Raw genomic sequence first — 24767 nt, 5'->3', positions numbered from 1 at the left:
TAAAGGAAGAGGCAGCCTGATGAGGGTGCTGATCGTCGAGGACGAAGCTCGATTGGCGAATATGATTCGCCGCGGCCTCGAACTAGATGGATTCGTAGTGGTCACCGCCACCACCGGTCAGGACGGTCTCTGGCACGCCACCGAGGACAACTTCGATGTGATCGTTCTCGACATCATGCTGCCGGGAATCAACGGATACGAAATTGTCCGCGAACTTCGCGCCAAGCAGATCTGGACCCCGATTCTAATGCTGACCGCCAAGGACGGCGAGTACGACCAGGCCGACGCGTTCGATCTCGGTGCCGATGACTACCTGGTCAAACCGTTCTCTTTCGTGGTGCTCATCGCCCGCCTGCGCGCGTTGGTGCGCCGCGGCGCACCAACGCGCCCGGTGTTGCTCACCGCGGGTGATCTGAGCCTCGACCCGGCGCGGCGACGCGTCATGCGTGGTAACGAAGAGTTGGCCCTGACTCCCCGCGAATTCGGGGTCCTCGAGTTCCTGTTGCGTCACCCGGACACTGCCCTGACGAAGGGCGAGATTCTGCGCAACGTGTGGGACGCGCACTACGACGGCGACGAGAACATCGTCGAGGTGTACATCGGGTATCTCCGCCGGAAGATCGACACACCCTTCGGGGCGCACACCATCGACACGGTCCGCGGCGTCGGATATCGGCTCACGACAGCTCAGCCGGGCTCGCCGCAAGGGTGACCACGACCTGCACCCCGCCCGCCGCACTCTCACCGATCCGCACCGAACCTCGATGGGCGGACACGATTTCCGCGACGATGGCCAAGCCGAGGCCGGAACCGCCGCGGTCGCGTTCACGGGCGTTGTCGAGTCGCACGAACCGTTCGAAGACCCGCGCCCGGTCGGGCTGCGGGATGCCCGGCCCGTCGTCGGACACCATGATCTGTGCGGTGTTCCCGCGGCGCGAGACCTCCGCGTGCACAGCATGTGCCGCGAACCGGACGGCGTTGTCGATCAGGTTGCGCACTACACGCTCGAGCTGGGTGAGGTCGCCGCGGATACGCACGGGGGTCAACGACGCGGTAACCATCTTCTCGGTCTTGCCTCGGGCGCGGTGGACCTCGGTGCCCACCACGTCGTCGAGGTCCACGTCGCCGAGCCGCAGCGGCAGGCCGCGCTCGTCTGCGCGGGCAAGCAGCAGCAGATCGTCGACCAGCAGGTGCATCCGGGTGACCTCGGGCAGCAACGTGTCCCGTACGAGTTCGCGGTCGAGTAGTTCTGGGCGGGCATCGGCCAGCTCCAAGGCCATGGTGACGGTGGCCAGTGGGCTGCGCAGCTCGTGTGATGCGTCGCCCACGAATCGGCGTTGCGCGGTGTGGCCGGCCTCGATGCGGGCGAGCATGTCGTTCATGGTCCGCGCCAGCGCCGCGATCTCGTCCCGGGGTGCGGGCACCGGAATCCGTTCACCGAGTTCGGTACTCGAGATCGTGGCGACTTGGGTGCGGATGTGTTCGACCGACCGTAGGGAGCGCCGTACCAGTTTGTAGGTCACCACTGCGGCGACGAGGGCGATGACCGGACCACCGAGGGCGAGAAGCCCACCGACCGTGGCGAGGGTGACTTCCACCGGTTCCTCACTTGCCGCGACCAGGACGGTGTATTCACCTCCGACGCCGCGGGCGCCCTGCACGGTGATCCGCAGATCCGCACCATGCTCGGCCCGCCCGGTCAGCCCCGCCACCGGCGGACCGCCGGCAGGCGGCCGCACATCGCTCGCCGGGGCGCCGGGGTCGGTGTTCGATGTCCGCACCACCTGCCCGGCGGAGTCGACGACCTGAACGAGCGCGATGCGCTGATTGGTGTCGAATAGCTGACTGTCGAGGTCCGCGGGTTGGTCCGACTGCAGGCTGGTGGTGATGTCCTCGGCTCGGGCGGTCGCGGCGTCGTCGAGTCCCGAGAGCAGGGACCGGTCCAGTACGAACAGCAGCGCCGTCGCCCCGAGCGCCAGGGCGATCGTCACTACCGCACCGGCGACCAGCGCGGATCGGATCGCCAGCCCCCACAGCGACGGTCTGAGCCACTCGGGTAGGGATCTCATGCCGCCATCATCCGCCATCCGGCCCCTCTGGGACGCCGATGACAACCGCCGGAACGGCGGACATCAGAAAAGTCGACGCTGTCATGACAGGGATGCTCGGCCCGGACGGCTCAGCGTCCTGGAGCACCCGCTGCGGTCAAGGTGCTGTCCGGGTGGTGGACCTTGCCGGTTGCCCGATGCCGGGCTCGCAGGCCGTTGATCAGCAGCGGCAGAATCGACACCAGCACGACGGCGATCAGGATTACTTCGATGTGGCCGCGTACGAACGCAATACCGCCGAGCAGGTAGCCGAGCACCGGCACCCCGACTCCCCAGGCAATGCCGCCGACGACGTTGTAGACGGCGAAGGTGCGGTACCGCATCCCCGACGAGCCGGCCATCACCGGCGCGATCGTGCGGGCAACGGGAACGAAGCGCGCCAACAAGACCGTGCGCTGCCCGTAACGATCGAAGAACCGCCGCGACTGCTCGAGTTGTTTCGGACCGATCCGTGTGGCGCTAGGCCGATGAAACACCGCGTCCCCGGCCCGCCTCCCGATCAGAAACCCGAGTTGGTCACCGACCATCGCAGCGGCCGGGACGGTGAGCAGCAGCAACCACAACGGCGCGAACGGATGCGACTGCGCGGCGAAGACACCAGCCGTGAACAGCAACGAGTCGCCCGGCAGAAAGAAACCGACGAGCAGACCGGTTTCGATGACCACCGCGCCGAGGACGCCGAGCAACCCCAAGGTGCCCAGCAGCGCCGAGGCGTTCAGTAACCCAAGTCCCAGTGCCACATTCACGCCGCACGGCCCATCGTCGTCGGGTTGCTGCGACTTGAGTGAGGGGTGACCTCTTCCGGAATTCTGACCCCCGGGGCGCGGGTCCGGTCCATCCAGCTCGTGTAGAGCGCCCCGCCGATCACCGCGGCGAGACCACCGAGGAGCACACCGCCGACCACATCGGTCAGCCAGTGCTCACCGAGGTACAGGCGCGTCACCGACACCACCACGGTCACCACCGCAGCCAAAATCAGCAACAGGGCACGCCGGGCCGGCGGCAGACCGTACCCGAACATCACGGCGGCCATCATGAACAACGCCATCGCCCCGGTCGCATGCCCGGACGGAAACGAATGGTCCGTCTCGAACAACACCTGGGACACGATCGGGGGGCGAGCGCGCCCGACAACAGATTTCGTCACGGCAGAGGCCAGTGCCGCCGCACCGACGGTCCCGATGAGAATCAGCGCGGGGATCGGTGAGCGGGCCCGCCGAGACAGCACCGCGCCGATCGCGACCGCGAGGATGATGGTGCCCGCCGGCCCTCCGGCGTCGGTCACCGCGATGGCCGGCCCGGTCAGCCAATCCGACCGGTGCCCGGTGAACCAACCCAGAACCGCCGGATCCGCACCGGTCACCCAGCCCCCAGCCCTGACCTGATAGGCCAACGCAACGAACACCGCTGCCAATCCAGCGCACTGCACGGCGATCGCCGCCGCGGCCGGACCCCGGCGATCACGTTGCAGGCTCCGCCAGACCGACGCCCCCAGGAACATCGCCATACCCCCGACCAGCACGGCCACAGCCAGGGTCGTGGCACCGCCATGATGGATGTCGGCAACCACCTCGTGGGCCCGCCCGACCAGATTGGAATGAATCGGTGCATCGTGGGCCGTTGCCAATGACACCGGGGGTTGTACTGCTTCTCTCACACCCGCAGTATCAGTGTTCGCCGCTGTGGAGCCGCTGAGAGCGGGACGGCGATCACACCCGGCCAGCCCCCGGATGGGAAATTTTCGGCACGAGCAAGCGCACGACCCCAGGGACGTCGTCGGCCGCAACCCGACACCGATGGTGTTGCGGCCGCAGAGAAACCTTCCGTCCCTGCTGGGACGGGCAGGAAGTGTGACTGCCGGTCCGTCACCGCCGCCGTCTGCCGCCCGACGGTGCCGGTACCTCGTTCGCAGCTCTCAGCCAATCCTCAGCGTGAGAGGCATACCGTCGGAACGGGTTTCCTTATGACGGATGCCCTTATGACGGATACGGAGTCACCATGGTCGATCCAGTCTCCGAACCTGCGCCGGACGAGACGCCCACCCGAAGCGTGCCCGCCACCAGTAGATCCGCGGTCCCGTCGGCCCGGGCGAGACCCGTCAGCAACGCCGGCTGGGCCGTGGCGTCATTGCTGTTCTTCTGGCCGCTGGCGTTCTCGGCCTTCCACCACGCGTTCGAGGTCTATCCCCGATGGGCGGAGGGCGATATCGACGGCGCCGAGTACGCCTCCCGCCGGGTGCGCAAGCTCGGGCAACTGTCGCTGTGGATCTTCGGCGGCTTGCTGCTGCTGGCGATCGTCCTCTACGCGATCGCCGTCATTGTTCTGATCGCGCACGGCGGCGAGGGAGGCGACTGGCACCACCGCGTGCGCGACTGACCGCGGGAGAAATGGTCTGTAGTGAGCGATGGACTGTCGTACATTCGTCGAGCCGAGGGAGCGAGGGTGCCCACGCTCCCCCGACGACACCAGAGCAGAACACAGAAGGTCCGTCTGCGCTACCCGCTCTCAGCGTTTCCACAGCACCCGCGCACCAGACTGGAAGGGTGTCCGGCACTCTGCCCCTTGTTGGGGAGATGGTCACCGAGGTCGTGACCGAGACCGCGACGATGGAGATCGCTCTGACGGTCCTCGGGATCGCGCTTGCGGTGTTCGTCGCCGGTATGGTCGTCACCGGGTCCGGGCAGGCGAGCGGGCTGCGCACCGCGGCGTTGGCCCTGGCGTTGGGCATTGTCTGCGTTCACATCCGCGACGGCGGGTGGCTCACCGGCGCCGACCGCTCCATCACCTCCGTGCTGACGGCACACCACAGAGCAGGACTCGATCACCTTGCCACCCTGGGCATCGCGGCGATCGCCCCCGCGGGCGCGATCGCCGCGGCCGCGGTGGCCGAGATAGTGCTGATCCGGCGCCGTTGGCCGGTGCCGGTGGCCTCGATCATGCTGGGTGCAGTGATGGGCGCCGTATTCTCGGCCGCCGCCCTCGACACCGGGAACGCGTTGCCGGCGAACTTCAGCACGACCGCCACGGTGCTGGGTATGGCGGCGGTGATCGCCGGTATCGGCCGCAGCCGCACCTTCCGGACGCTTCTGGCCGCAGCCGTGGTGATCGCGGTCGTGTCTCTCGCCGGCGCATACCTGTATGTCGGAACACCCCTGACCGAGGTGGTGGCGGGAGTGCTTGTCGCGGCGATCTGTCTGACCGTGGGGCATGCCGTGCTGACGGCGTTCGCCGCACAGATGCCACATCAGCACCCTCGAAGCGGCTTCAGAGGCTGGGTTCGTGCCGGCTCATGAGGTTCTCCGGTCTCGCGGCACCGGGGTGGTTGATGTTCGCCGCCGCGGTGGCCGCGCTGTCGATCGGCTACCTGTGGGTACTACGCCTGCGGCGCAAACACACTCTGCGGTTCACCAATCTGGAACTACTCGAAACCGTCGCACCGACCCGGCCCAGTTGGTCGCGGCACGTCCCACCAGCTTTGCTACTGGTGGGACTGCTGCTGCTGACCGTCGCCATGGCCGGACCGTTGGCGCAGACCAGAGTTCCGCGCAACCGTGCCACGGTGATCCTCGCAATCGACGTGTCACTGTCGATGCGCGCAACAGACGTACCACCGTCGCGGCTGGCCGCGGCCCAGGCCGGCGCAAAAACGTTCGCGGACAACCTCACCCCCGGCATCAACCTCGGACTGGAGGCGTTCGCGGGGACGGCGTCGATGCTGGTCTCTCCGATCACCGACCACACCGCAACCGACAACGCCCTCGACCATTTGCAACTCGCCGAACGGACCGCGACCGGGGAAGCGATCTTCACTGCCCTGCAGGCGATCGACACCCTCGCCGGCGTACTCGGCGGAGGCAGCACACCACCGCCAGCCCGGATCGTCCTCGAATCCGACGGCAAGCAGACCGTGCCCGCCGACCTGAACGATCCGCGCGGCGCGTTCACCGCAGCCCGCCTGGCGAAGGAGCACAACGTCCCCATCTCCACCATTTCTTTCGGCACCACTGCCGGTGCGATCGACCTCAACGGAAGCCACATCCCCGTCCCCGTCGATGACGAGTCTCTGCGGCGGATCGCGGAGTTGTCCGGCGGCTCGTTCTTCACCGCGACCAGCGCGGACGAGCTCCAAGCCAGCTACCAGAATTTGCAACAGCAGATCGGCTACGAAACCCACCTCGCCGACGCCAGCCGTCCATGGCTGATCCTCGGATCCATCCTGATCGCGGTGGCAGCCGGCACCGCACTCGTTCTCAACCAACGCCTACCCTGAACACGCGGACCGCTGCGAGCACCCGCCCACGGCACCATGGTCGGCGACCGGATACCAGGACACTCCAGCGTCGAAACGGCAATCCACTCGGGCGCGCGGCGCGCGGCGATCCATCCGGATTCAGGAGACCGCCCTCATTCTCCGTACACGGCGGACCGCCTCCACCGGGGACCACGTGCTGCCCCTGCGCGAGCGAACCAGCGGATAACACCCCAGACCGAGAAGTGCCGCGGTGAAGTGCCCGATCGCCGTGAAGTTCAGATCTACGAGAAGCGGGACGGCGAAGAACACCAGCACTGCTGCGACATAGGGGTAACGCCACGGCGGGGCAATGCGGTAGGTCAGCACCGCGATCACTCCGGCCAGTCCGTAACTGACACCGATATCGAGCGTGTCCACCGCCGACGCGGGGGCGTGGCCATGGCGAATTGCCCAGTACAGCGCCCCCTCACTGATGTATGTCGCGCCGACGTGCGCGATCACCACCACCCACAACCACCGAAACGTCCCCAGCCAGCGCTCCGCCGGGACGTGAAAGACGTTGAACGAAATGAAGTAGGTGATCCATCCGCCGCCGGCGAGCCAGAAGGCACTCGAGATCAATACCCGAACGGGATCCTCGGCAAGATGATGCAAGTTGGTCGATCGATCGCCCAACACCCGGGCGAGGACATCCGGCGGCAGGTTCCTCATCACCACCGATGTCACCAGCAGTATCGCCAGCCAGATGTACGTCCCGGGTGCCCGCCGAACATACGTCCACGCTGCCCGCGGAAAGGATCGAAGGCGTGAGGAGATGGCGACGTCCATCGACTCAGTGTGCACCGGATCGCCCTCGGGGCGCTGAACCGGAGTGATAGCTCTGTGTGCCGGCCGATGCGGCAGACGCCTCCGACGCATCGGCCCCACCTCGGGTGTCCTCCCGGTCGATCACCAACTCCGGCATCAGCAGCGCGAACAGTGCGCTATCCCACCTCGACCAACCCGGTTGGATACCGCCACAGAATCGGCACGGCGACTACGGATCCGATAATCCACGTGCACAACGGTATGCGATTCTCGATTTGCAGGTGGTCCGTCAGCGTTTCGGTGAGCCTGGCTGGGGTCGGACAAGGGCGGCGCTCCTCGGACGGTGCAGCTTCTCTCACGTCGATACGTTCGCGGCTGCGCGCGTCGCCTCGGACTTGTTGCTCCCGATACGGTCGATTGAGGCTTATTCAACAATCAACCGATCAATATCGCCCGATCCGCTCTTGGTCGACCCACTCGCCGCGAAGACATCTATGAACCCCCAATCCTCGCTGACGGTATCTCGGTTCAATGCGGATCGGGTGCAGGGCGGACTGCGACGCCTTCGACCCCAGTCTGATTCTGGCCGCCGCACCGCATGACGACGGTGTAATAGCTCCCTGCAGGGATGCCGGTGAGCTTCACAGTCTGAGTCCTATTCGGCGCCAGACTGACGACTTTCGAAGCGATCGTCCTTTTCGATTGATCCAGCACGCCGACATCGCACTCTCGCCCGGTGTTGTCGCCCTTGGCGGTCACGGTGACATTGCCCGCTCCGCCGACTGCGGTCATCGTCGCGTCAGCGGACGCCGCTCCCGCGCCCAGCGCGGCGAGCGAGACGGTCACCACGATCGTTGCGAGGACGTGCCGCGAACCCCTCGTGGTCGTTGTACTCGCGTTCATGATGGTCAGTCCCTATATTCGGTACGGCCATGAAGCCGACGGATAAGGCACCTCTCGACCGATGTCGTCCTTGGCATATTCGTGACCGTCACGTGGATACCCGGGATCCACTGCGGCGGTTCGGGGGCAGATCGAGGCTCGGTCCATCTTCATCGTAGGCCGCGCCGTCAACGACGGATCCGAACTCTCAGGAACTCCACAGGTCGACCGTCAGGGCGGGCCCGTCGTGCTCGAGCCGCGTGCGGGCCGGGGCGGTGGATCGGTGGCAACGGGTAGAACGGTGGTAGCGAGATTTTAGGACTTCCGCAGGGGCACACGTTGACCGATCTGTCGTTGCTGTCGGGGCCGGTTCCACTCGTGGTCGCTGCCACGGGTGCGGCGGGCGGGGTGTGGTTACTGACCGGGCGGGCGGGATGGTTTCGGCGCCGGGCGATACCGCTGTGCGCCGCCGCGGCGGGAGTACTGACCGGTTGCCTCTGGTTCTGGGTGGAGCGAGTGTGGCGTCCACTTCCCGACCCGATACCCCTCACCGTCTACCTGTGGACGGTTCTCGCCCTGTGGGCGGTGACGTTGCTGGTCCCCCGGATCCTCGCCGTCCCCCGCCGTGTGTGGGCGGCCGCGGTGTCGGTGGTTGCCGCCCTCGCCGTGGTCGTGGCCTGCGCCGTACAGATCAACCTGTTCTTCGCTGCCTATCCCACGGTCGGCGCAGCCATGGGGTTCGAGCATGTAACTCGCATCGACTTCCAGGCGGTTCCCCCGCCGACACCGACACCGATCGTGGGCCGACCCCTCGAATCCGCTTGGGCGGCGCCGGCCGACATGCCACGGTCGGGCAAGGTGACCTCGGTGAGCATCCCCGGGGACCGTTCCGGGTTCCACGCCCGGCGCGCCGAAATCTATCTTCCTCCGGCCTATTTCACCGATCCGCGACCGCAGTTACCGGTTCTCGTCTTGCTGGCCGGTCAACCCGGCCAACCGAAGGACTGGCTCACCGGAGGCAGGCTGGGCACCATCATGGACAACTTCGCCCGCGACCACGGCGGGCTCGGACCCGTCGTGGTGGTCGCCGACGCGACCGGGTCGACCTGGGGCAACCCGCTTTGCGTCGATTCGCCACTCGGCCATGCCGCAACCTACCTCGCCGAAGACGTGCCCGCCTGGACCGAGGCTCATCTTCAGGTCGACTCCGATCCCGGCGGGTGGGCGATCGGCGGCTTGTCCTTGGGCGGAACCTGCGCGCTGCAGATGGCCACCAATTACCCTCAGACGTATCCGACGTTCCTGGACCTCTCCGGGGACCCGGAGCCGACCCTCGGTGATCATCAACGCACCCTGGTCGCCGCGTTCGGTGGCAACCAGGGTGCGTTCGATCGGGTCAATCCCCTCGATCTGCTTGCCGAACATCGCTATCCCGGGTCGGCCGGTGTCTTCGTCGTCGGTAGTCACGACGACGAACTCAAACCGGCGATCCGCAGAGCCTGTGACGCCGCCCGGCAGGCGGGGATGGACGTGTCCTACACGGAGGTTCGCGGCGGCCATGACTTCGCCGTGTGGTCCGCCGCACTCGCCACCGAGATGGACTGGCTGGCCACTCGGCTGGGGCTTACGTCCTGACCGTCTCCGCATCGGACGCCGGGCGCGCACCTCGGAACAGGACTGCAACGCGCAGGTGCCGGTGGGTTGGTGCCGCCCCGGTGAGGGTAGATCAGTTTCTTCCGCGGTGTCGGGATCCGGCACGGGTCCGCGTAATGGCCACGTCACTTCAGGGTTTGACGAACACATCGTTGAGGGTGACGGTGCGGAGGTTCCGGTTCCGGATGATCTCGACGAGTTGCGGGTAGGCGTGGGTGACCGGCAGGTAGTTGAGGTGGCCGATGACGATTGCCTGCGGGGTGAAGTACTGGTTGGCCATCTGCACGATGTAGTCCTCGGTGATCAGCGAGGAATCCGACAGCGAGCCGTACCACAGGGGTCGGGACGGTGTAGCCGAGGTCGGCGGCCACCGAGTCGACGGCGGCATTGCGTTTTCCGTAGGGCGGCCGGAAGTAGGGTGCGGCGTCGACGCCGTACGTCGTTTTCAGGAATTTGTGGTTCTTGGTGAGTTCGTCGGCGATCCGACTCTTCGACACGGTCGTCAGGTCGGGATGGGGCCAGGTGTGGTTGCCCAGTTGTATCTGACCACTGTCGACCAGTGGTCGCAGGAGAGTGGCGTTGTCGGTCCACGAGTCGTACTGGCGGTTGACGAAGTAGGTGAGACGGACCCCGGTGTCCTTCGCGAACTGGGTGTAGAGCCGGACGACGTCGCTGTTCACACCGTCGTCGACGGTGAGCGCGAGGAGGTCGCCGTTGCCGGGCAACGCTGTCAAGGCGCGTCCGCTGGCAAACTGGATGCGGGACGCTGGCGGCGGTGGGGGGAGTACCGCCGGTGGCGGGGATGCTGCCGGCGTCGGAGGAATGCCCGGATCGGGGGGTCGGGCACGGCGGTGCCCGGGGTTTCGGCGGTGCTGATGCTGCACCCGGCCGCTGCGCGGGCGAGGGTGGCCGCGGCGAGAGTGAGGAATTGGCGTCGATCCGCGGGCCGAATTGTAGGGGTGTGCGATGAACGTCGATGGTGTGCGACGAGGACTCCACGGGGGGAGTTTCGCGGTCCGCCACCATGCCTGGGGAGTGGCAGAGGCGGGGGCCGACGTGCCTCCGTATCGGTTGCGGCGGACCGCAGCACGAGTTGAATCCCATCGGATCACGCATGAAGCTGAGATGCGTTCTCAGCGTTCTTTCAGCCTGGAAAAGTTAGGCTTCCTCAGCTCACGTAGGACACGCACACAGCCATCCTGTCCTCCGCCGCGCGCCGGGCCGACGTGAGCCGGACCCGCATGTCCACAGGACATGCGCACCCTGTTCCGATAGGACCGAATCCCGTTGCCCAGCATCATTATGGGGCGCCAGAAGGCCTCGCCGTGCCACCGATCGGACGCCGAAAACTAGGTCGTGAACTTCTTATCAATACTGAGATTTGATGCGCCCCCTGTGGTTACGCTTCGCATACTTCTTCATCTCTGTTTCGAAGCACTCTGAATGGGGCCGGCATGACGGACATCAGCACATCTCGCTCTGGATACAGATCATTCACTCGCGCAGTCGCAGTCGCAGGAATTGCCGTGCTCGCCATAGTCTTGGGCAACGGCACCGCCTCGGCCGGCGTGGACAATTCCAGCTCCGTCGTCGACGCGCGGGGCAATCGGATCGAAGTCCTGCAGGGCGACACGTCGTATCAGGTGGTCCCGCCGTTGGACGGCGTTCCCACCAGTGTCGAGTTCTTCCACAACGGTTATGCCGGGGTCAACATCACCGGCCCGAACGCGGCAGAGTTCAAGGGCACCAAGCTCACCGTCGGCTACCAGATCGGTTACCCGATCGCCCTGAGCGGCGCGACCATTGTGCTCAATTCGCCCGGGTTGGGGTTTGTCATCGGTTCGAGCAACGGGATCGACCTGGGACTCGTCCCGGCGCCCACGTTGGATCTGCACGCGGGCAGCAACGTCGGACTCGCCGGTGACATCATCCCATCGCAGGAACTCGACATCGACCTGGCACCGGGCGGCATCACCACCGTCCCGCTGCTGGAGAACCAGTCGTTCGACGGTCCGGCGGCGTCGGTGCGAATGCAGGGAGTACATGGTTCCATCTCCGGTGCGCTCGGTGCGGTCACCATCCGGCCGTACGCCACCGCCGTGACCTCCAGCGGTGATACCGTCACGACGTACGGCATGCCGCAGAAGCTCAATTAGCCTTCGTCGTCCAGCGACCAGTGGTCCTGCGACGACACGAGAACGACAACAGCTGGCCGACGCGGCGGAAGTCGCGTCGGCCAGTTATTGTGCGGGCGGTCCGAGCGGGGAGTGAAGTAACCGCGGACAGGGTCGAGTCGCCAGTGTGAGCGTCGATTTCACCGGTTGTCGAAGCGGCGTTGAACGACAGCCGTTCCACCGACTGCCGCGAATAAGAGAAGCAACACCATCAGCACATTGATCATCGATGTCTCCGTTAACAGGTTTGTCCGACCGGTTGGTCGGTTGCTCGTCAACCTACACCGATGCAGCGCTTGCCCTTTCGTGTTTCTACTGACTCCGCGATCACGATCGTGCGGGCAGGGTGATCCCGCGCCATAGTACGACGCGGGTGCTGAGAAATCACTGAGAGAAGTCTGGTTTGCCCGTTGTGGGGCTAGGCGCGGCAGCGTATCCGCCTGCACGCTGGTTGGGACGGAGGTCGGTACCGCACAGCTAGACAGGCCGTACGCCACCGAGTATCGGCAGAGCCTCGGTGTGTCACTTCACGACACCCGCGGCGAGACCGCAATGGTCGGAGCGTCACGCCGGCCCGGTGAGGACATTGCGCGGGCGGGTCGAGTGGCATGGGGAGTCAGGCACCGGCCGTGTCCCGGAGTGGGGAACGTCGGCGGCTCGTTCGCGGCATAGACGGTGCCCCGAAATGACACAAAGGGTTCGCGATAGAAGGGATTTCATTTGCACTCCGTACTGGTGGTCCGCGTTTTTGCGCGGAGTATGCCGTAGTCCCGCTGAGAGAATGTTGAGAGCTGAGACGTGTCTGAGAAGACGAGAATCCGTCACTTTTCGCCCATCGTGGGTACGTAGGATTCAGGCTGTGCTGCAGTTCGCTGCAACCGATACGGCGGCACACGTCGGCCCCCGCTCACTGCCCCTTAGACGTGGTGGCGGGGGCCCTTCACACCCTCACCTGGTCTGTGGCGCAGTACACCAACTCCCCGGGCGTGGTGGAGAATCCGGATCCCAGCACCGACTTACTTGGGCGCCAGCGACGCGGACCTCGTCGGCGCCCCCGTCAGTCGGAAATCATTCTTTGGCGCACTCGAAAATTCGGCACCAGAACAGGCTGCGGTCCTGTGGTGGAGAAATCTACGGCTCCGCGTCGGGTGGTGTAGTAGGCCGTCGAGAACCGCAGATCACGCAGTGCGGGAGTGAGAACGGTGACCGCCGTCAGCACCACACCCGCCGCTGCGGCCGAGAGCAACCACGACAGGGACACCGGCGACCCCAACACCACGTGGTCGACGACGACTCCGGCCCCGGCGCCGACCACACCGCCGATCAGCCCCACCGCCATCGCCTCGGTCCCGGCCACAGCCGTGAGTTGCCCGCCGCCGGCACCGCGGGCTCGCAGCAACCCCAACTCGTAGCGACGGCGTGCCGCGCCGCCGGCGGTGATCACCGTGGCAAGGACCGCGGACAACGCGACACCGGGTAGACCCAGGAACAGAAACAGCACCTGTGAATACAGGGCGTCCTGGCGGGCCGCGTCGAGGGTGGCGCCGAGGTTGTCCCACCAGTGCGGCACCGGCGAGGGTTGCCTCGAGGTTGCGGGCGGTGCCGGTGTCGGCGGCGTAGGCGGCGGCCGGATCCGGGGGCAGGTACCGGTCCCGGCCGACGTGTACCTGCGCACGCACCACCGCCGGATCGTCCCGCTGCCCGGCGGCGAAGAGGGCGTCGAACTCCCCGACAGGCAGCAGCAGCACATTGTCCGGGGGTGCCTCCGGCTGCGCGGAGGCCGGGGCGGCGACGGTCTGGAACAGGTGCTCGTCTCGCTTTCGTCCTGTCGACGTCACCGCCTCTCAGCGTGCCTTCAGCAAGATCCCCCTACGGTCAGGGTTGTGACCGAGACGACGAGCTCTGCCAGCAAAACCCGGCGCGTGATGCTGAGCAAGGTCCCCGAGATCACGGTGTGGTTCTGGATCATCAAGATCCTGTGCACGACCGTGGGTGAGAGCTTCGCCGACTGGATCAACATGACCTTGGGTCTCGGCCTGAACACCACCGCGCTCATCTTCACGGTGATCCTTGTCGCGGTGCTGGGATGGCAACTGCGGCTGAACCGGTACGTGCCGTTCGTCTACTGGCTGACGGTCGTCGTGCTCAGCGTGACCGGCACGCTCTACACCGACATCCTCACCGATGACCTGGGCGTCCCGCTCGCGTTGAGCACCAGCGCCTTCGCGGCGGTCCTTGCCGTCGTGTTCGGCGTGTGGTTCGCCCGCGAGCGGACACTGTCGATCCACAGCATCGTCACGACCCCGCGAGAGGTGTTCTATTGGCTCGCAGTACTGGTCACCTTCGCCCTGGGCACAGCAATCGGTGATTGGATACTCGAGCTCACCGGCTGGGGACCCGGCATCTCGGTACTCCTACCGGCAGGCTTGATCGCCTTGATCGCGATCGGCTGGCGGCTCGGCGCAAATCCGGTCCTGTCGTTCTGGCTGGCGTACATCCTGACTCGCCCGCTGGGTGCGAACCTCGGCGACTGGCTCGCGTCCCCGTCGACCGATCACGGACTCGGTTGGGGTACCGCCCTGACCAGCGTGGTGTTTCTTCTCGCGATCCTCGCCACGGTCGCGTATCTCACCCTCACCCGCAGCGACGTCATCGAAGAGCACGAACGGACTTTCGCCCCGACCGTCACCACCACTCCGGCCCGCGAGCGGCTCATGCTCGGGTACTACGCCGCCGTTGGCGTCGCCACCGGCGCCCTGCTCATCTGGGCCGCCGGGCAGCCGCACGCAACCACGGCGAGCGAGGAGGAAACCGGCGAGGCGCCCGTGACCACGCCACTCACCCCAGACGAGGTGACAGCACATTTCCCGCCGACTGAGGTCGCGAAGTTCCGCACCATCGCCGAGGACACACTCACGAAAGTGCAGGCGGGTGACCAGACCGACGCGACGGTCCGGATCAAAGACCTCGAGACCGCGTGGGACGACGACGAGGCGACCCTACGCCCCCTGGACGCCACCGCCTGGACCGTCCTCGACGGCCGGATCGACAACGTCCTCAAAGCAGTGCGGGCGAGCACACCCGACACCGCGACCGAGACACAGACTCTCACAGCACTATTGACCGACCTTCCCTGAGACCGCCGATGCGGCCATGGCATGGTCCCCGCCACCAGACAACAGAAAAGCCATCCCCGACGTCCACGTGAGTAGTCGGTGCCGGTCTCAGCATGCTCACAGGGAACGGTTGCCACACTCATCCCATTCGATTCACCACCACGGTGTTGAGCGAGGCCCGGAACTCACCCTCCGCTTGGGTGGGATTGTCGGCAAACTGACACCACCGGAGTCGCCCAGATACCGTCCGACCGCATCGCGACGCCCGACCATCCCGAGTACATCGACGACCGCACACAAAACCACGCAACATAACCCATTTGTCCCATTCTTCGCGGGAGAAACAGGGAGCATCCCCAGACGCGACGGGCACTGTTCAGATCCCATTCACTTCCGGTTAGAGAACAGACTTGTTGCATCCCTATGGTTCTCGTGCATCCTCGAAGCGGCCGCAGTCGGCGCCGCCCTCCCAGCAAAAGGAACAATCACGCATGAAGATGACCAAGTTGATGGCTGCCGCAGCCATGACCATCGCGTCGATGGGCATCGCGGCCGGCACCGCCTACGCCGATCCCGCCCCCGCCCCCGCCCCCGCCCCCGGTGTCGGATGGAACGTCACCAGCAACGGGAACCAGGTCATCGTCGATACCGCAGCCGGTTCGCTGAGCAACGAGAACAATCACCTCGTAGTACGTGACGCCGCAGGAGCACTCGTCGATTCAGTGCCGTTGGCGATCGCCGTCGACGGCGTCAGCCATCCGGTCGCCGCTCAGATCGACGGACACACCGCAACCCTCACCACCGACACCAGCCCGGCCGCCGCTACCCCGGCCAGCCTCCCGCTCCAGCAGGTCGACCTGCCTGCCGCTGTCGCAAACGTCAAGGACAACATCACCCTCACCGCGGCGGTCGGCGGATTCCTCGGCGCCGCGAGCGGTTTGGTCGGCGGTTGCCTCCTCGGCGCGATCGCCGGCGGTGTCGTTTCCGCGCCCGCTGCGCTGCTCTTCGGAGCGGGACCGGTGGCGGGATGCATCGGTGGAGCGTTGCTCGTCGGCGCGGGAGCATCGCTCGCCGGCACCGCAATCGGCGGTCTCGGCGCGCTGGGAGCGAACGCACAGCCGTTCATGACCTTGCTGAACCAGCCGCCGGCCGCCAAGAAGTAGTCAGCACAAGCGGTTCCCGACAGGCGAAAATTCTCTTGCCCGAAGCATCGCCGGTCCCCACTCCGAGGACCGGCGATGCAGCTCTATCCGGGGTGAACGCATTACCCGAACGGCCTCGAAGCACGGTAGGACCCGGTCACAGACCTGCGCCTCTCAAGCATCGCCGGCTATCTCGGCGCACACGCCGCCCACGATCACGACACAGCCCGGATCGACCTCGAACAGGGGCCCGGAACGTGCGCAGAGAGAACCTCCACAATGTTCAATCTCGCCGTAGCAGCCATGGACCTCAGCCGCGCCGATCGATACAGACTGTCGCGTCTGGCTACCGCTCGTTCTTGCAAAAGCCACCTTCGCCGCTCGATATCGGGCACGGAAGTACCGAACCGACCGGTCTCAGGTCCACAGATTGGATTACGGTTCGGGTTGCGGCGGGTGGGGTATTGCGTGGCCCCATCTGCAGCGTCTTCTCAGCGTTGCATCCCGACGATTGCGGGTGTACGGCATCCGTGTCAGGCGACGATCCCCATCGTGACGGATAACCCGCACCGACACGCGCCAGGCGCTTGTCTCACGACCCCGAGTCACGCTCAAAACGTCTACCGGCGGCGCGGCCGCCGCTTCCCGCAGCCGGACAGTGACCCCGCCCAGGCGTTCGAATTGTCGGGCCGACGAGAAGGACGATTTCAACGTCGGTATGCGGCCCAGGACATCGCAATTGCTACATACGCGAGCAAAATTGCCAGCGCTGCCACGATGACCAGGACCACGTGACACAACGTCACTTTCATTGCCCCTCGCCTTCCCCGGACGCATTCTCGCCCATCCGGGCGCTGTCCGTGACGCTCACCGCTTCCCTACGACGGCGGCGAACCTGGTGGGCGCGCTCCGGTGTTCCATTCTGGCCCAAGCCGCTTCGGCGGTGAACGGACCGAATGTGCAACACGCCCCATCGTGGCGGTCCACTTCGACCACCCAGTACTCGGTCACTTGGAGGGCTGCTACAGCGACGGCGGTGTCAGTCATCGGTGTTCCTTTGCAAGAGTGAAGCCTCGCGATCGTGTCAAGATCCATTGTCCGCCTACGTGAGCGTGCAGGACCAGCGTCGGCATGCTCATTCGCAACACCGTTTGCGATCCTCATAACTCCCGGCACATCGACGAACTCGACGCGGTACGCCACCACCTCAACCCGCGAGGCCGGAAATCAGACATCACCGGGTCAAACCCAACGCCGATGCCAATCCGGAGCGGTGACCACCCAGCACATGCCGATGCACCGGACTGCAGCACCCACAATGGAGCGGTCGTCGAACTCCACCGCCGCCGCACCCCGGGCATAGGCATCGCGGAATGCCCCGGTGCGGCGCCTGCCAAGGGGTGCGATGATGAACGGATGCTCGCTCTCATCGGTCTTCTACTGGTGGTGTGGTTGGTGTTCGTCGTCCTCGGGCTGGCGGTCAAAGAATTTTTGTGGCTCGCGGTCATCGGGATTGTGCTGTTCGCCGTGACCGCCGGGTGGGGCTGGCTCAACCGCAACACCCGCACCTGACCTCGCCGCGCCCCGGTTCCCCCGGTGCTCGATCAGCACCCGTCCGCCGGCCGCGTCGAGGCTCGCAGGCGGCGCCCACTTCGAGGAGGATCAGGAAGTCATGCCCACGTTGCCCGGGCTCGGCTCCCCCGACGATGCCGACCACCGACCCCACCCACCAACAAACCCAGAGGGGTCGGAACAGACCGATCCGGTTCCCGAAGCCGAAGCCATCGCCGCCCGGATCAGCACCCCCGACCAACCCCTCGGTCGCCCAGGGGCACGGTTCAACCGGCGCTCCCCCTTCTTCATCGGCGCGGCCGGCGCCGCGGGGGTCGCCGTGACGTACGGTCTCGTGCACCTGCTCATCACCGCACAGTCGATCCTCATCCTGATCGGGTTGGCACTCTTCCTCGCCCTGGGACTCGACCCCATCACCTCCTGGCTGGTTGACCGCAACCTGCCCCGCTGGCTGGCGGTGACGCTCGTCTTCACCGTCGCGCTCGCGTTCGCGGTGGGCTTCTTCGCGGTCGCGATCCCCCCACTGGTAACCCAAACCGAACAATTGATCGACCGCGCACCGGACTACCTGAACCAGCTCCAGGACCACTCCAGCGTGGTGGGCAAACTCAACGACCGCTATCACCTGCAAGACCGGCTCACCAGTGCCGTGAACGGCAGCGGCCAGACTATCGTCAACGAAACCGTCAGCGCCGGCGCCGCGATCTTCGACGCGCTGGGCAAGTTCCTCATTCTGGCGGTGTTGACCGTCTATTTTTTGGCTAATCTTCCCGCTATCCGGACCACCGGGTACCGGCTGATCCCCCCATTCGCGCCGGCCGCGGGCCATCCTCATCGGCGATCAAATCTTCGCGATGGTCGGTGCCTACGTCCTCGGCAACGTGATTATCTCGGTGATCGCCGGCACCGCGACCACGATCTGGCTTCTCGCGTTCAACGTGCCCTATGCACTGTTCCTCGGCGTGTTCGTCGCCCTCCTCGATCTCGTTCCGGTCGTGGGGTCGACCATCGCCGGTATCGTCGTTGCCGCAGTCGCGTTGACGGTGTCCCTGCCCGTCTCCATCGCCACGGTGATCTTCTTCGTTGCCTTCCGCCTCGCCGAGGACTACCTCCTCGTTCCCCGGATCATCGGTCGAACGGTGAAGATCCCGGCCCTGACCACCGTCGTCGCCGTCCTCATCGGCGGCACCCTGCTCGGGATCGTCGGCGCCCTCGTCGCCATCCCGATCGCCGCCGCCATCCACCTGCTCGTCGAGGAAACCGTCTTCCCCCGCCTCGACAGCACCTGAGCCCGTAGTCACTGCTGCAGTGACGCGGCCGACCTACTGGCTGGACTCGTCCCTGGCCCAGGCGATGCCATGGTACTGCTGAGGTGGGTTCAGTGATGCCTGGCATCTGTTCGGCGGCATTGACAACGCCTGCAGCAGAGCGCCCGGAATTGGTTCGAGCCAGCGTACTTGGGGCTCTCCGGTCGCGGCTGTCAGGGGTTGACGTGGCGGCGTGCGGCATGGAGTTCATCGGGTGTGCCGAGCGCGATGAGGATCGTTCCGGCCTCCAGGTAGATATTGGGGGCCGGATTTGCGATGAACTGACCGGAGACAGCGCGTATTGCGAGAAACAACGCGCCACTCGTCTCCTGCAGTCGCATCTGCGCGAGGGCGTGCCCCACCCAGGGTGAAGTCGGGTCGACGGTGATCTCCTCCATGCGGTAGTCCAGGCTGTCGTCGTGCATCACCACGTCGAAGAATTCGGCCACGTGGGGTTGCAGTGCAAAAGATCCCATTCTGCGGCCGCCGATCAGCTGCGGGTTGACCACCCGGTTGGCGCCGGCGCGCATCAGTTTGGACATCGACCCCTCGTTGCGGGCGCGGGCGATGATGATCAGGTCGGGGCGCAGCGCCCGGGACGAGAGGGTGACGTAGACGTTGTCGGCGTCGGTGTCGAGTGCCGAAATCAACGCGTGCGCTTTCGCGATGCCCGCAGCTTCCAGGGTGCGGTCGTCGGTGACGTCGCCGATCACGGTGGGATGCTCGAGATCTCGCAGTCGCTCGGGATCACGGTCGATAACCACGATCTCACGGCCGAGGGTATCGAGATACTGCGCGCTCGCGGTGCCCACCCGGCCCCATCCGCAGATGATGATGTGGCCGGTCATCCGGCTGATGCGTCGGTCCATTCGCCGTCTTTCCATGTGCTGGCGCAGGTGGCCTTCGATGAGCGCCTCGAGGAGGACGCCGAACATGTAGAGCGCGGTGCCGACCCCCGCCAGGATGAGAATCATGGTGAATAACTGTCCGACGCCGGTGAGCGGGTGTACCTCGCGGAATCCGACGGTCGTGATCGTGGTGACGGTCTGATAGAGCGCGTCCTCGGCCCCGAAGCCGAGGATGAGGTAGCCGGCCGTACCGGCGACGACCACCAGCGCAAACGCCAATAACGCTCGACCGATTCGACCCAGAGGGCTCACCGCCCTGATTCTTCTCCCCGGACCAGCCGGGTGAGGGCATTTGGGGCATCACTTCACCTCCCGGCGACCGGGATGTCCGGTATGGGCGTATTGCGTGCGGAACATTCTGCGCCCCTGCCGATCCGGGCAATGCGGACATGAGCGGTCTGTGTCGCGCTGTGCGGGTAGCGGCGTGGCACGCTTTGTCCGCAGCACCGCCGGTGCTCGGTGGTTGTGGTCGGGCGGGTCGGAGGACGGGTGTGGACGTGGCAGCGAGGTCATCGGCATCGTCGGTGAAGCGGCAGGCTCGAGCCTGGTTGCTCGAGGACATCACCGAGGAACCGGCCGGGCATCAGGGTCCGCACCGGACGGCGTCGAAACAAGAGCACAAACATCCCTGGTGGAAGGTGATGTGCCTGACCGGCGTCGACTACTTTTCGACGCTCGGCTACCAGCCCGGGATCGCTGCCCTGGCGGCCGGAACCCTGGCCCCGCTGGCGACCGTCGTGCTCATCGCGCTCACCCTGCTCGGCGCCCTGCCCGTCTACCGGCGCGTGGCCCGCGAAAGCCCCCGCGGGGAAGGGTCCATCGCGATGCTCGAGAAACTCCTTCCCCAATGGGGCGGCAAACTTTTCGTGCTGGTACTGCTCGGGTTCGCCGCCACCGATTTCCTGATCACGATGACCCTGTCCGCCGCCGATGCCAGCGCGCATCTGATCGAGAACCCCTTCACCCCGCACTTCTTCTCTGAGCACGCGGTCGCCGTGACGCTGGTGCTGCTGGCGCTGCTGTCCGCGGTGTTCCTGCGCGGGTTCACCGAGGCCATCGGCATCGCCGTCGCCCTGGTCGCCGTGTACCTGGCACTCAACCTGGTGGTCATTGCCACCGGCCTCTGGCACGTGATCTCCGCCCCGTCCCTGGTCACCGACTGGACCTCGGCGATGACGACCGAACACGGCAACCCGGCGATGATGATCCTGCTCGCGTTGATCGTTTTCCCCAAACTCGCCCTCGGCCTGTCCGGCTTCGAGACCGGGGTGGCCGTGATGCCCCAGATCCAGGGCGAACGAAGTGACACGGACGCCAATCCGGAAGGCCGTATTCGCGGCGCCCGCACACTGCTGACCACCGCTGCGCTGACCATGAGCGGGTTCCTGCTCACCTCGAGCGTGGTTACCACCATCCTGATTCCGGAGGACGAGTTTCAACCCGGCGGGCAAGCCAACAGTCGCGCGCTGGCCTACCTGGCCCACCTGTACCTCGGCGAAGCCTTCGGCACCGTCTATGACGTGAGCACGATCTTGATTCTGTGGTTCGCCGGCGCCTCGGCGATGGCGGGGCTGCTCAATCTCGTTCCGCGCTACCTTCCCCGGTACGGGATGGCGCCGGCCTGGGCGCGGGCGGTCCGCCCGCTGGTGCTGGTCTTCACCGTGATCGCGGTGACCGTCACCGTGTACTTCGACGCCGACGTCGATTCCCAGAGCGCCGCCTACGCCACCGGTGTCCTGGTGCTGATCACCTCGGCCACCGTCGCCGTCACCCTGTCCGCTCGCCGCCACGGTCAGCATCGCCGGGTGATCGCATACAGCGCCATCGCCGCCGTGTTCGCCTACACCACCGTCGCCAACATCGTCGAACGCCCCGACGGGGTGAAAGTGGCGGGATTCTTCATCGCCGCGATTATCGTCATCTCCTTGCTTTCCCGGATCTCCCGGTCCTTCGAGCTGCGGGCCACCTCCGTCGAGTTCGACGAAACCGCGCTCCGATTCCTCACCGAGGCCGCCGCCACCGGCACCGTCGACATCGTCGCGCACGACACCGACCGCCTCGACGAGGACGAATACCGTCACAAGGAAACCCAGCAACGGGCCGAAAGCCATATCCCCGAATCCGACTCCATCCTCTTCCTCGAAGTGAACGTCACCGACTCCTCCGACTTCAGCACCGACCTCGTCGTCCACGGCCGCCAACGCGGCAAATACCGGATTCTATGGGTCGACAGTCCCGCGATCCCCAACACAATTGCCGCCGTCCTGCTTCGAATCCGGGACATCACCGGCGTCAACCCGGATGTGTACTTCGAATGGACCGAAGGCAACCCGCTCGTCAACCTGCTCCGGTTCCTGTTCATCGGCGAAGGGGAAGTCGCCCCGGTAGCCCGAGAAGTGCTCCGGCGGGCAGAGCCGAACCGGCAGCAGCGACCGCACGCGCACGTCGGTTGAGGTTCCGTTATCGGGGAGAGCCGACCGCAGCACCGTTTCGCACCCCGGCCCGGACGAACAGGGACCTCCAGGGTCCTCGCGGGGCGCTCTCTGTCACTGGCCCAGGCTGCTGCTGACAAGACCATGCGTGTGGCGACGACCGCTGGAATCCGCCAAATTTTTGCTTGAGTTCGTGCGGTGACGCACCACCGTCCTCGGAGGAGGTCCCACCCGGCGCACGAGCATTTAGGATCGGGCGATGCCCCGGCTTTCCGCAGACGTCCGCCGCACCCAATTGCTCGAGGCGGCCCTCGCCGTCGCCGAGGACCGCGGAATCGGGGACGTGTCTCTGCGCCGGGTTGCCGGGGCCGCCGGAGTGTCCCTCGGGTTGCTGCACTACCGGTTCGCCGACAAGGACGAGCTCATCACGGCGATGGCCGATGCCCTGATCGGACAGATCAGCGACGGTTTGCGGCTGGCGTTCGGACAGATCGCTGGCGCCCCTCACCGCCACGGCGTGGCCGGGCTGCGGCGGGTGCTGCAGACCGGATCGGGGCCCTGATACCGATTCTCGAATCCCCCGCCGGACGGCAACTACTCACCTACGAGATCACCACCACGGCGCTCCGCCGCCGCGACACCGGAGACAGCGCGGGCGGGCAGATCGCCGACCGCCAATACCGCACCATGGACACCGAAGCAGTCGCGTTCCTCCGGCGGTGCGCGGAGCGGACCGACACCACCTGGCGCATCCCCGTCGCCGTCGTCGCCCGCTCCGCCCTGGCCGGGTTGGATGGGCTGGTGTTGCGGTGGCTGGTCGACCGGGATACCGATGCCCTGATCACCGGCCTTGACGACCTCACCGCAATGTTCACCGTTAACGCGATCGCATCCCCCACCGATGCAACACAGGCGGTCCGCCCTGGTCTATCCAACGTTGATGGTCAGGTCCCAGATCTGGTGCGGCACCGGCGGATATCACCGCATCCTCCCGGTCCTCCACAACCATGAGCCCAGTCGGGCCAGCTCCATGACGGGATTTCTCGCTGGCTCGTCGAACCTTCGGCCGGCCACCGCCGCCAAGCGGCGGGGAAACCCGCGACCAGGATGTGGTCGTCGGACGGAACTGAATCGAGCGTTGCCCATAGACGACCTGGCCAGGGGCAGGTCGCCGATGTGACGCGGACAATGGAAGCAGTGGGAAACTCAGCACTGGCCGAAAGGCGAACCGATGAATCGGGCGGAGACCGCGGTCCGCCGAATCGACCGCTTCCAGCAACGCCACGCGATCCTCGCCGTCCCGTTCGCCGTAGTGCAGAAGTTCGGCAACGACCAGGCCGGCGGCAAGGCCACCATCATCGCCTTCTACGGGCTGTTCGCCGTCTTCCCCCTCCTGCTGCTGTTCTCCACGATCCTCGGCTTCGTCCTCGCCGGGCACCCCGACCTCGAACAACGCATGATCAACTCCGCCCTCGCCGACTTCCCCATCCTCGGCACCCAACTCCGCAGCTCCACCCACCCGCTGCGCGGAAACGGCTGGGCCCTCGCCCTCGGTGTGCTCGGCGCCCTCTACGGAGCCCAGGGCATCGGCCAGGCCGCGCAGAATGCCATGAACACAGTGTGGAACGTGCCATTCAAGGACTGGCACGGTTTCGTCGGCCGCCGGGTGCGGGGACTGACGATTCTGGTGCTCCTCGGGATCGGGGTCCTGGCCTCGACCACCCTGATCGGATTCGCACCCCGGTTCGGCCCCTTGTCCGACGCCTGGGCGTCGGCCGCCGCTGCCAGGGTCAACTTTCTCGTCTTCCTCGTGTCATTCACGGTGCTGACCTCGGCGACCGTGCGGGTGCGTGACGTCGCCGTCGGGGCGGTGGTCGCCACCGTGTTCTGGGAAATCCTGCAACGCGTCGGGGACTGGTTCGTCCGCTACACCATCAGCCACTCGACCGATGTGTACGGATTCTTCGCCATCGTCCTCGGCCTGCTGTCCTGGCTGTATCTCGGTGCCCGGCTGACCCTGCTCGCCGCCGAGATCAACGTCGTCCTCCGCTACCGGCTGTGGCCCCGATCGATGACCCAACCCCCGTTCACCCCGCAGGACAAAACCGCAATGGTGCTGCTGGCGAAGATGGAAGAACGACGCCCCGAGGAAACCGTCGACGTCGCATTCACCCCCGAAGCCGACCGCCAACCACTCGACGAACCAGGCAAGACCAAACCCGCCCCAAACCGACCCCAGCGACCCCCTCCCTGAACACCCGACAGAGCACCGACGCCCAGAGCGTTACCCAGGCCATCACCAACGAACTCATCGCTGACCTTCTCCCCCATGGCGGGCACCTCGACTGTGATCAGCGAGTCTCGGACTGGCGGCTGGCTCCCCTTGGGTGCTGGCCCACATCTTCTTCAATCGA

The 24767-nt window shown here is 65.9% G+C and carries 19 protein-coding genes and 3 pseudogenes; 13 read left to right on the top strand and 9 right to left on the bottom strand.

The genetic code is table 11. The features are described from left to right. The first annotated feature begins 19 nt into the window (after positions 1–19). Positions 20–712, top strand: a complete 693-nt coding sequence (locus CJ179_RS37100) for a response regulator transcription factor (protein ID WP_095864752.1) — start codon at positions 20–22, stop codon at positions 710–712. Here CJ179_RS37100 and CJ179_RS37095 read toward each other — a convergent pair. The 3 genes from CJ179_RS37095 to CJ179_RS37085 all read right to left on the bottom strand — a co-directional run bounded on the left by CJ179_RS37095 (position 678) and on the right by CJ179_RS37085 (position 3765). Continuing rightward, positions 678–2069: a cell wall metabolism sensor histidine kinase WalK gene (locus tag CJ179_RS37095; protein ID WP_095864751.1), complete on the bottom strand. Its 1392-nt coding sequence runs from the start codon at positions 2067–2069 to the stop codon at positions 678–680. The two genes, CJ179_RS37100 and CJ179_RS37095, sit on opposite strands and share 35 nt — an antisense overlap. 110 nt (positions 2070–2179) lie before the next feature. Further along, positions 2180–2848, bottom strand: coding sequence for a VTT domain-containing protein (locus tag CJ179_RS37090; protein WP_257015971.1), 669 nt, complete (start codon positions 2846–2848; stop codon positions 2180–2182). 2 nt (positions 2849–2850) lie between these two features. After that, entirely contained in the window at positions 2851–3765 is a 915-nt protein-coding gene (locus CJ179_RS37085) for a phosphatase PAP2 family protein (RefSeq protein ID WP_257015970.1), read from the bottom strand. 341 nt (positions 3766–4106) lie between these two features. On the opposite strand from CJ179_RS37085, the gene CJ179_RS37080 reads away from it, so the two are divergent. The 3 genes from CJ179_RS37080 (at position 4107) to CJ179_RS37070 (ending at position 6378) form a co-directional block, all read left to right on the top strand. After that, positions 4107–4484 carry a CD225/dispanin family protein gene (locus CJ179_RS37080; RefSeq protein WP_095864748.1) on the top strand — a complete coding sequence of 126 codons (378 nt, stop codon included), beginning with the start codon at positions 4107–4109 and terminating at the stop codon, positions 4482–4484. Between the two features lie 167 nt (positions 4485–4651). After that, positions 4652–5401, top strand: coding sequence for a hypothetical protein (locus CJ179_RS37075; RefSeq protein ID WP_257015969.1), 750 nt, complete (start codon positions 4652–4654; stop codon positions 5399–5401). Continuing rightward, a complete protein-coding gene (locus CJ179_RS37070; RefSeq protein WP_095864746.1) occupies positions 5398–6378 on the top strand; it encodes a VWA domain-containing protein in 981 nt (326 codons plus the stop codon). The genes CJ179_RS37075 and CJ179_RS37070 overlap by 4 nt, the downstream gene beginning before the upstream one ends. A 120-nt stretch (positions 6379–6498) precedes the next feature. Here CJ179_RS37070 and CJ179_RS37065 read toward each other — a convergent pair whose 3' ends face one another. Both CJ179_RS37065 and CJ179_RS51680 read right to left on the bottom strand, forming a co-directional pair. Beyond that, complete coding sequence (locus tag CJ179_RS37065; protein WP_095864745.1) at positions 6499–7188, bottom strand: rhomboid-like protein; 690 nt, start codon at positions 7186–7188, stop codon at positions 6499–6501. A gap of 507 nt (positions 7189–7695) precedes the next feature. Continuing rightward, entirely contained in the window at positions 7696–8013 is a 318-nt protein-coding gene (locus tag CJ179_RS51680) for a hypothetical protein (RefSeq protein WP_179377794.1), read from the bottom strand. 375 nt (positions 8014–8388) lie between these two features. Between CJ179_RS51680 and CJ179_RS37055 the strand changes: the two genes are divergently transcribed. Further along, positions 8389–9684 (top strand): esterase family protein, encoded by a 1296-nt coding sequence (locus CJ179_RS37055; RefSeq protein ID WP_095864744.1) that lies wholly within the window; start codon positions 8389–8391, stop codon positions 9682–9684. A gap of 148 nt (positions 9685–9832) precedes the next feature. On the opposite strand, the pseudogene CJ179_RS37050 reads toward CJ179_RS37055, so the two are convergent. Beyond that, positions 9833–10654 (bottom strand): annotated as a pseudogene (locus tag CJ179_RS37050) (polysaccharide deacetylase family protein). Positions 10655–11156: 502 nt separating this feature from the next. Here CJ179_RS37050 and CJ179_RS37045 point away from each other — a divergent pair. Further along, complete coding sequence (locus CJ179_RS37045; RefSeq protein ID WP_095864743.1) at positions 11157–11858, top strand: MspA family porin; 702 nt, start codon at positions 11157–11159, stop codon at positions 11856–11858. A 1075-nt stretch (positions 11859–12933) separates the two neighbouring features. Here CJ179_RS37045 and CJ179_RS53310 read toward each other — a convergent pair. Then, complete coding sequence (locus CJ179_RS53310; protein WP_257015968.1) at positions 12934–13446, bottom strand: FtsX-like permease family protein; 513 nt, start codon at positions 13444–13446, stop codon at positions 12934–12936. A gap of 313 nt (positions 13447–13759) precedes the next feature. Between CJ179_RS53310 and CJ179_RS37035 the strand changes: the two genes are divergently transcribed. Together CJ179_RS37035 and CJ179_RS37030 are read left to right on the top strand one after the other, a co-directional pair. Then, a complete protein-coding gene (locus CJ179_RS37035) occupies positions 13760–15013 on the top strand; it encodes a hypothetical protein (protein WP_095864742.1) in 1254 nt (417 codons plus the stop codon). A gap of 470 nt (positions 15014–15483) precedes the next feature. Continuing rightward, positions 15484–16155 (top strand): hypothetical protein, encoded by a 672-nt coding sequence (locus tag CJ179_RS37030; protein ID WP_095864741.1) that lies wholly within the window; start codon positions 15484–15486, stop codon positions 16153–16155. An 846-nt stretch (positions 16156–17001) separates the two neighbouring features. On the opposite strand, the gene CJ179_RS37025 is transcribed toward CJ179_RS37030, so the two are convergent. Next, the gene (locus tag CJ179_RS37025) at positions 17002–17181 is read right to left on the bottom strand and encodes a hypothetical protein (RefSeq protein WP_007299981.1); all 180 of its coding nucleotides are present in this window, start codon (positions 17179–17181) and stop codon (positions 17002–17004) included. A gap of 84 nt (positions 17182–17265) precedes the next feature. Here CJ179_RS37025 and CJ179_RS37020 point away from each other — a divergent pair, with 84 nt between their 5' ends. Continuing rightward, positions 17266–17706, top strand: coding sequence for a hypothetical protein (locus CJ179_RS37020; RefSeq protein ID WP_179377739.1), 441 nt, complete (start codon positions 17266–17268; stop codon positions 17704–17706). 100 nt (positions 17707–17806) lie between these two features. Next, positions 17807–18995: pseudogene (locus CJ179_RS37015) on the top strand (AI-2E family transporter). A gap of 191 nt (positions 18996–19186) precedes the next feature. Here the strand turns inward: CJ179_RS37015 and CJ179_RS37010 are convergent. After that, on the bottom strand, positions 19187–20173 hold the full coding sequence (locus CJ179_RS37010; RefSeq protein ID WP_095864740.1) for a TrkA family potassium uptake protein: 987 nt from the start codon (positions 20171–20173) through the stop codon (positions 19187–19189). A gap of 389 nt (positions 20174–20562) precedes the next feature. On the opposite strand from CJ179_RS37010, the gene CJ179_RS37005 reads away from it, so the two are divergent. The 3 genes and pseudogenes from CJ179_RS37005 to CJ179_RS36995 all read left to right on the top strand — a co-directional run bounded on the left by CJ179_RS37005 (position 20563) and on the right by CJ179_RS36995 (position 24607). After that, complete coding sequence (locus CJ179_RS37005) at positions 20563–22374, top strand: amino acid transporter (RefSeq protein WP_257015984.1); 1812 nt, start codon at positions 20563–20565, stop codon at positions 22372–22374. Positions 22375–22612: 238 nt separating this feature from the next. Further along, positions 22613–23241, top strand: a pseudogene (locus tag CJ179_RS37000) (TetR/AcrR family transcriptional regulator); the annotation flags it as partial. A gap of 343 nt (positions 23242–23584) precedes the next feature. Next, on the top strand, positions 23585–24607 hold the full coding sequence (locus CJ179_RS36995) for a YihY/virulence factor BrkB family protein (protein ID WP_095864739.1): 1023 nt from the start codon (positions 23585–23587) through the stop codon (positions 24605–24607). The last annotated feature ends 160 nt before the right edge of the window (positions 24608–24767 follow it).

The sequence above is a fragment of the Rhodococcus sp. ACS1 genome (assembly GCF_002300155.1).
Taxonomy (GTDB): Bacteria; Actinomycetota; Actinomycetes; order Mycobacteriales; family Mycobacteriaceae; genus Rhodococcus_F; species Rhodococcus_F koreensis.
Note: the sequence above shows the minus strand (reverse complement) of the source record. Positions and strands in the feature narration are given on the sequence as shown.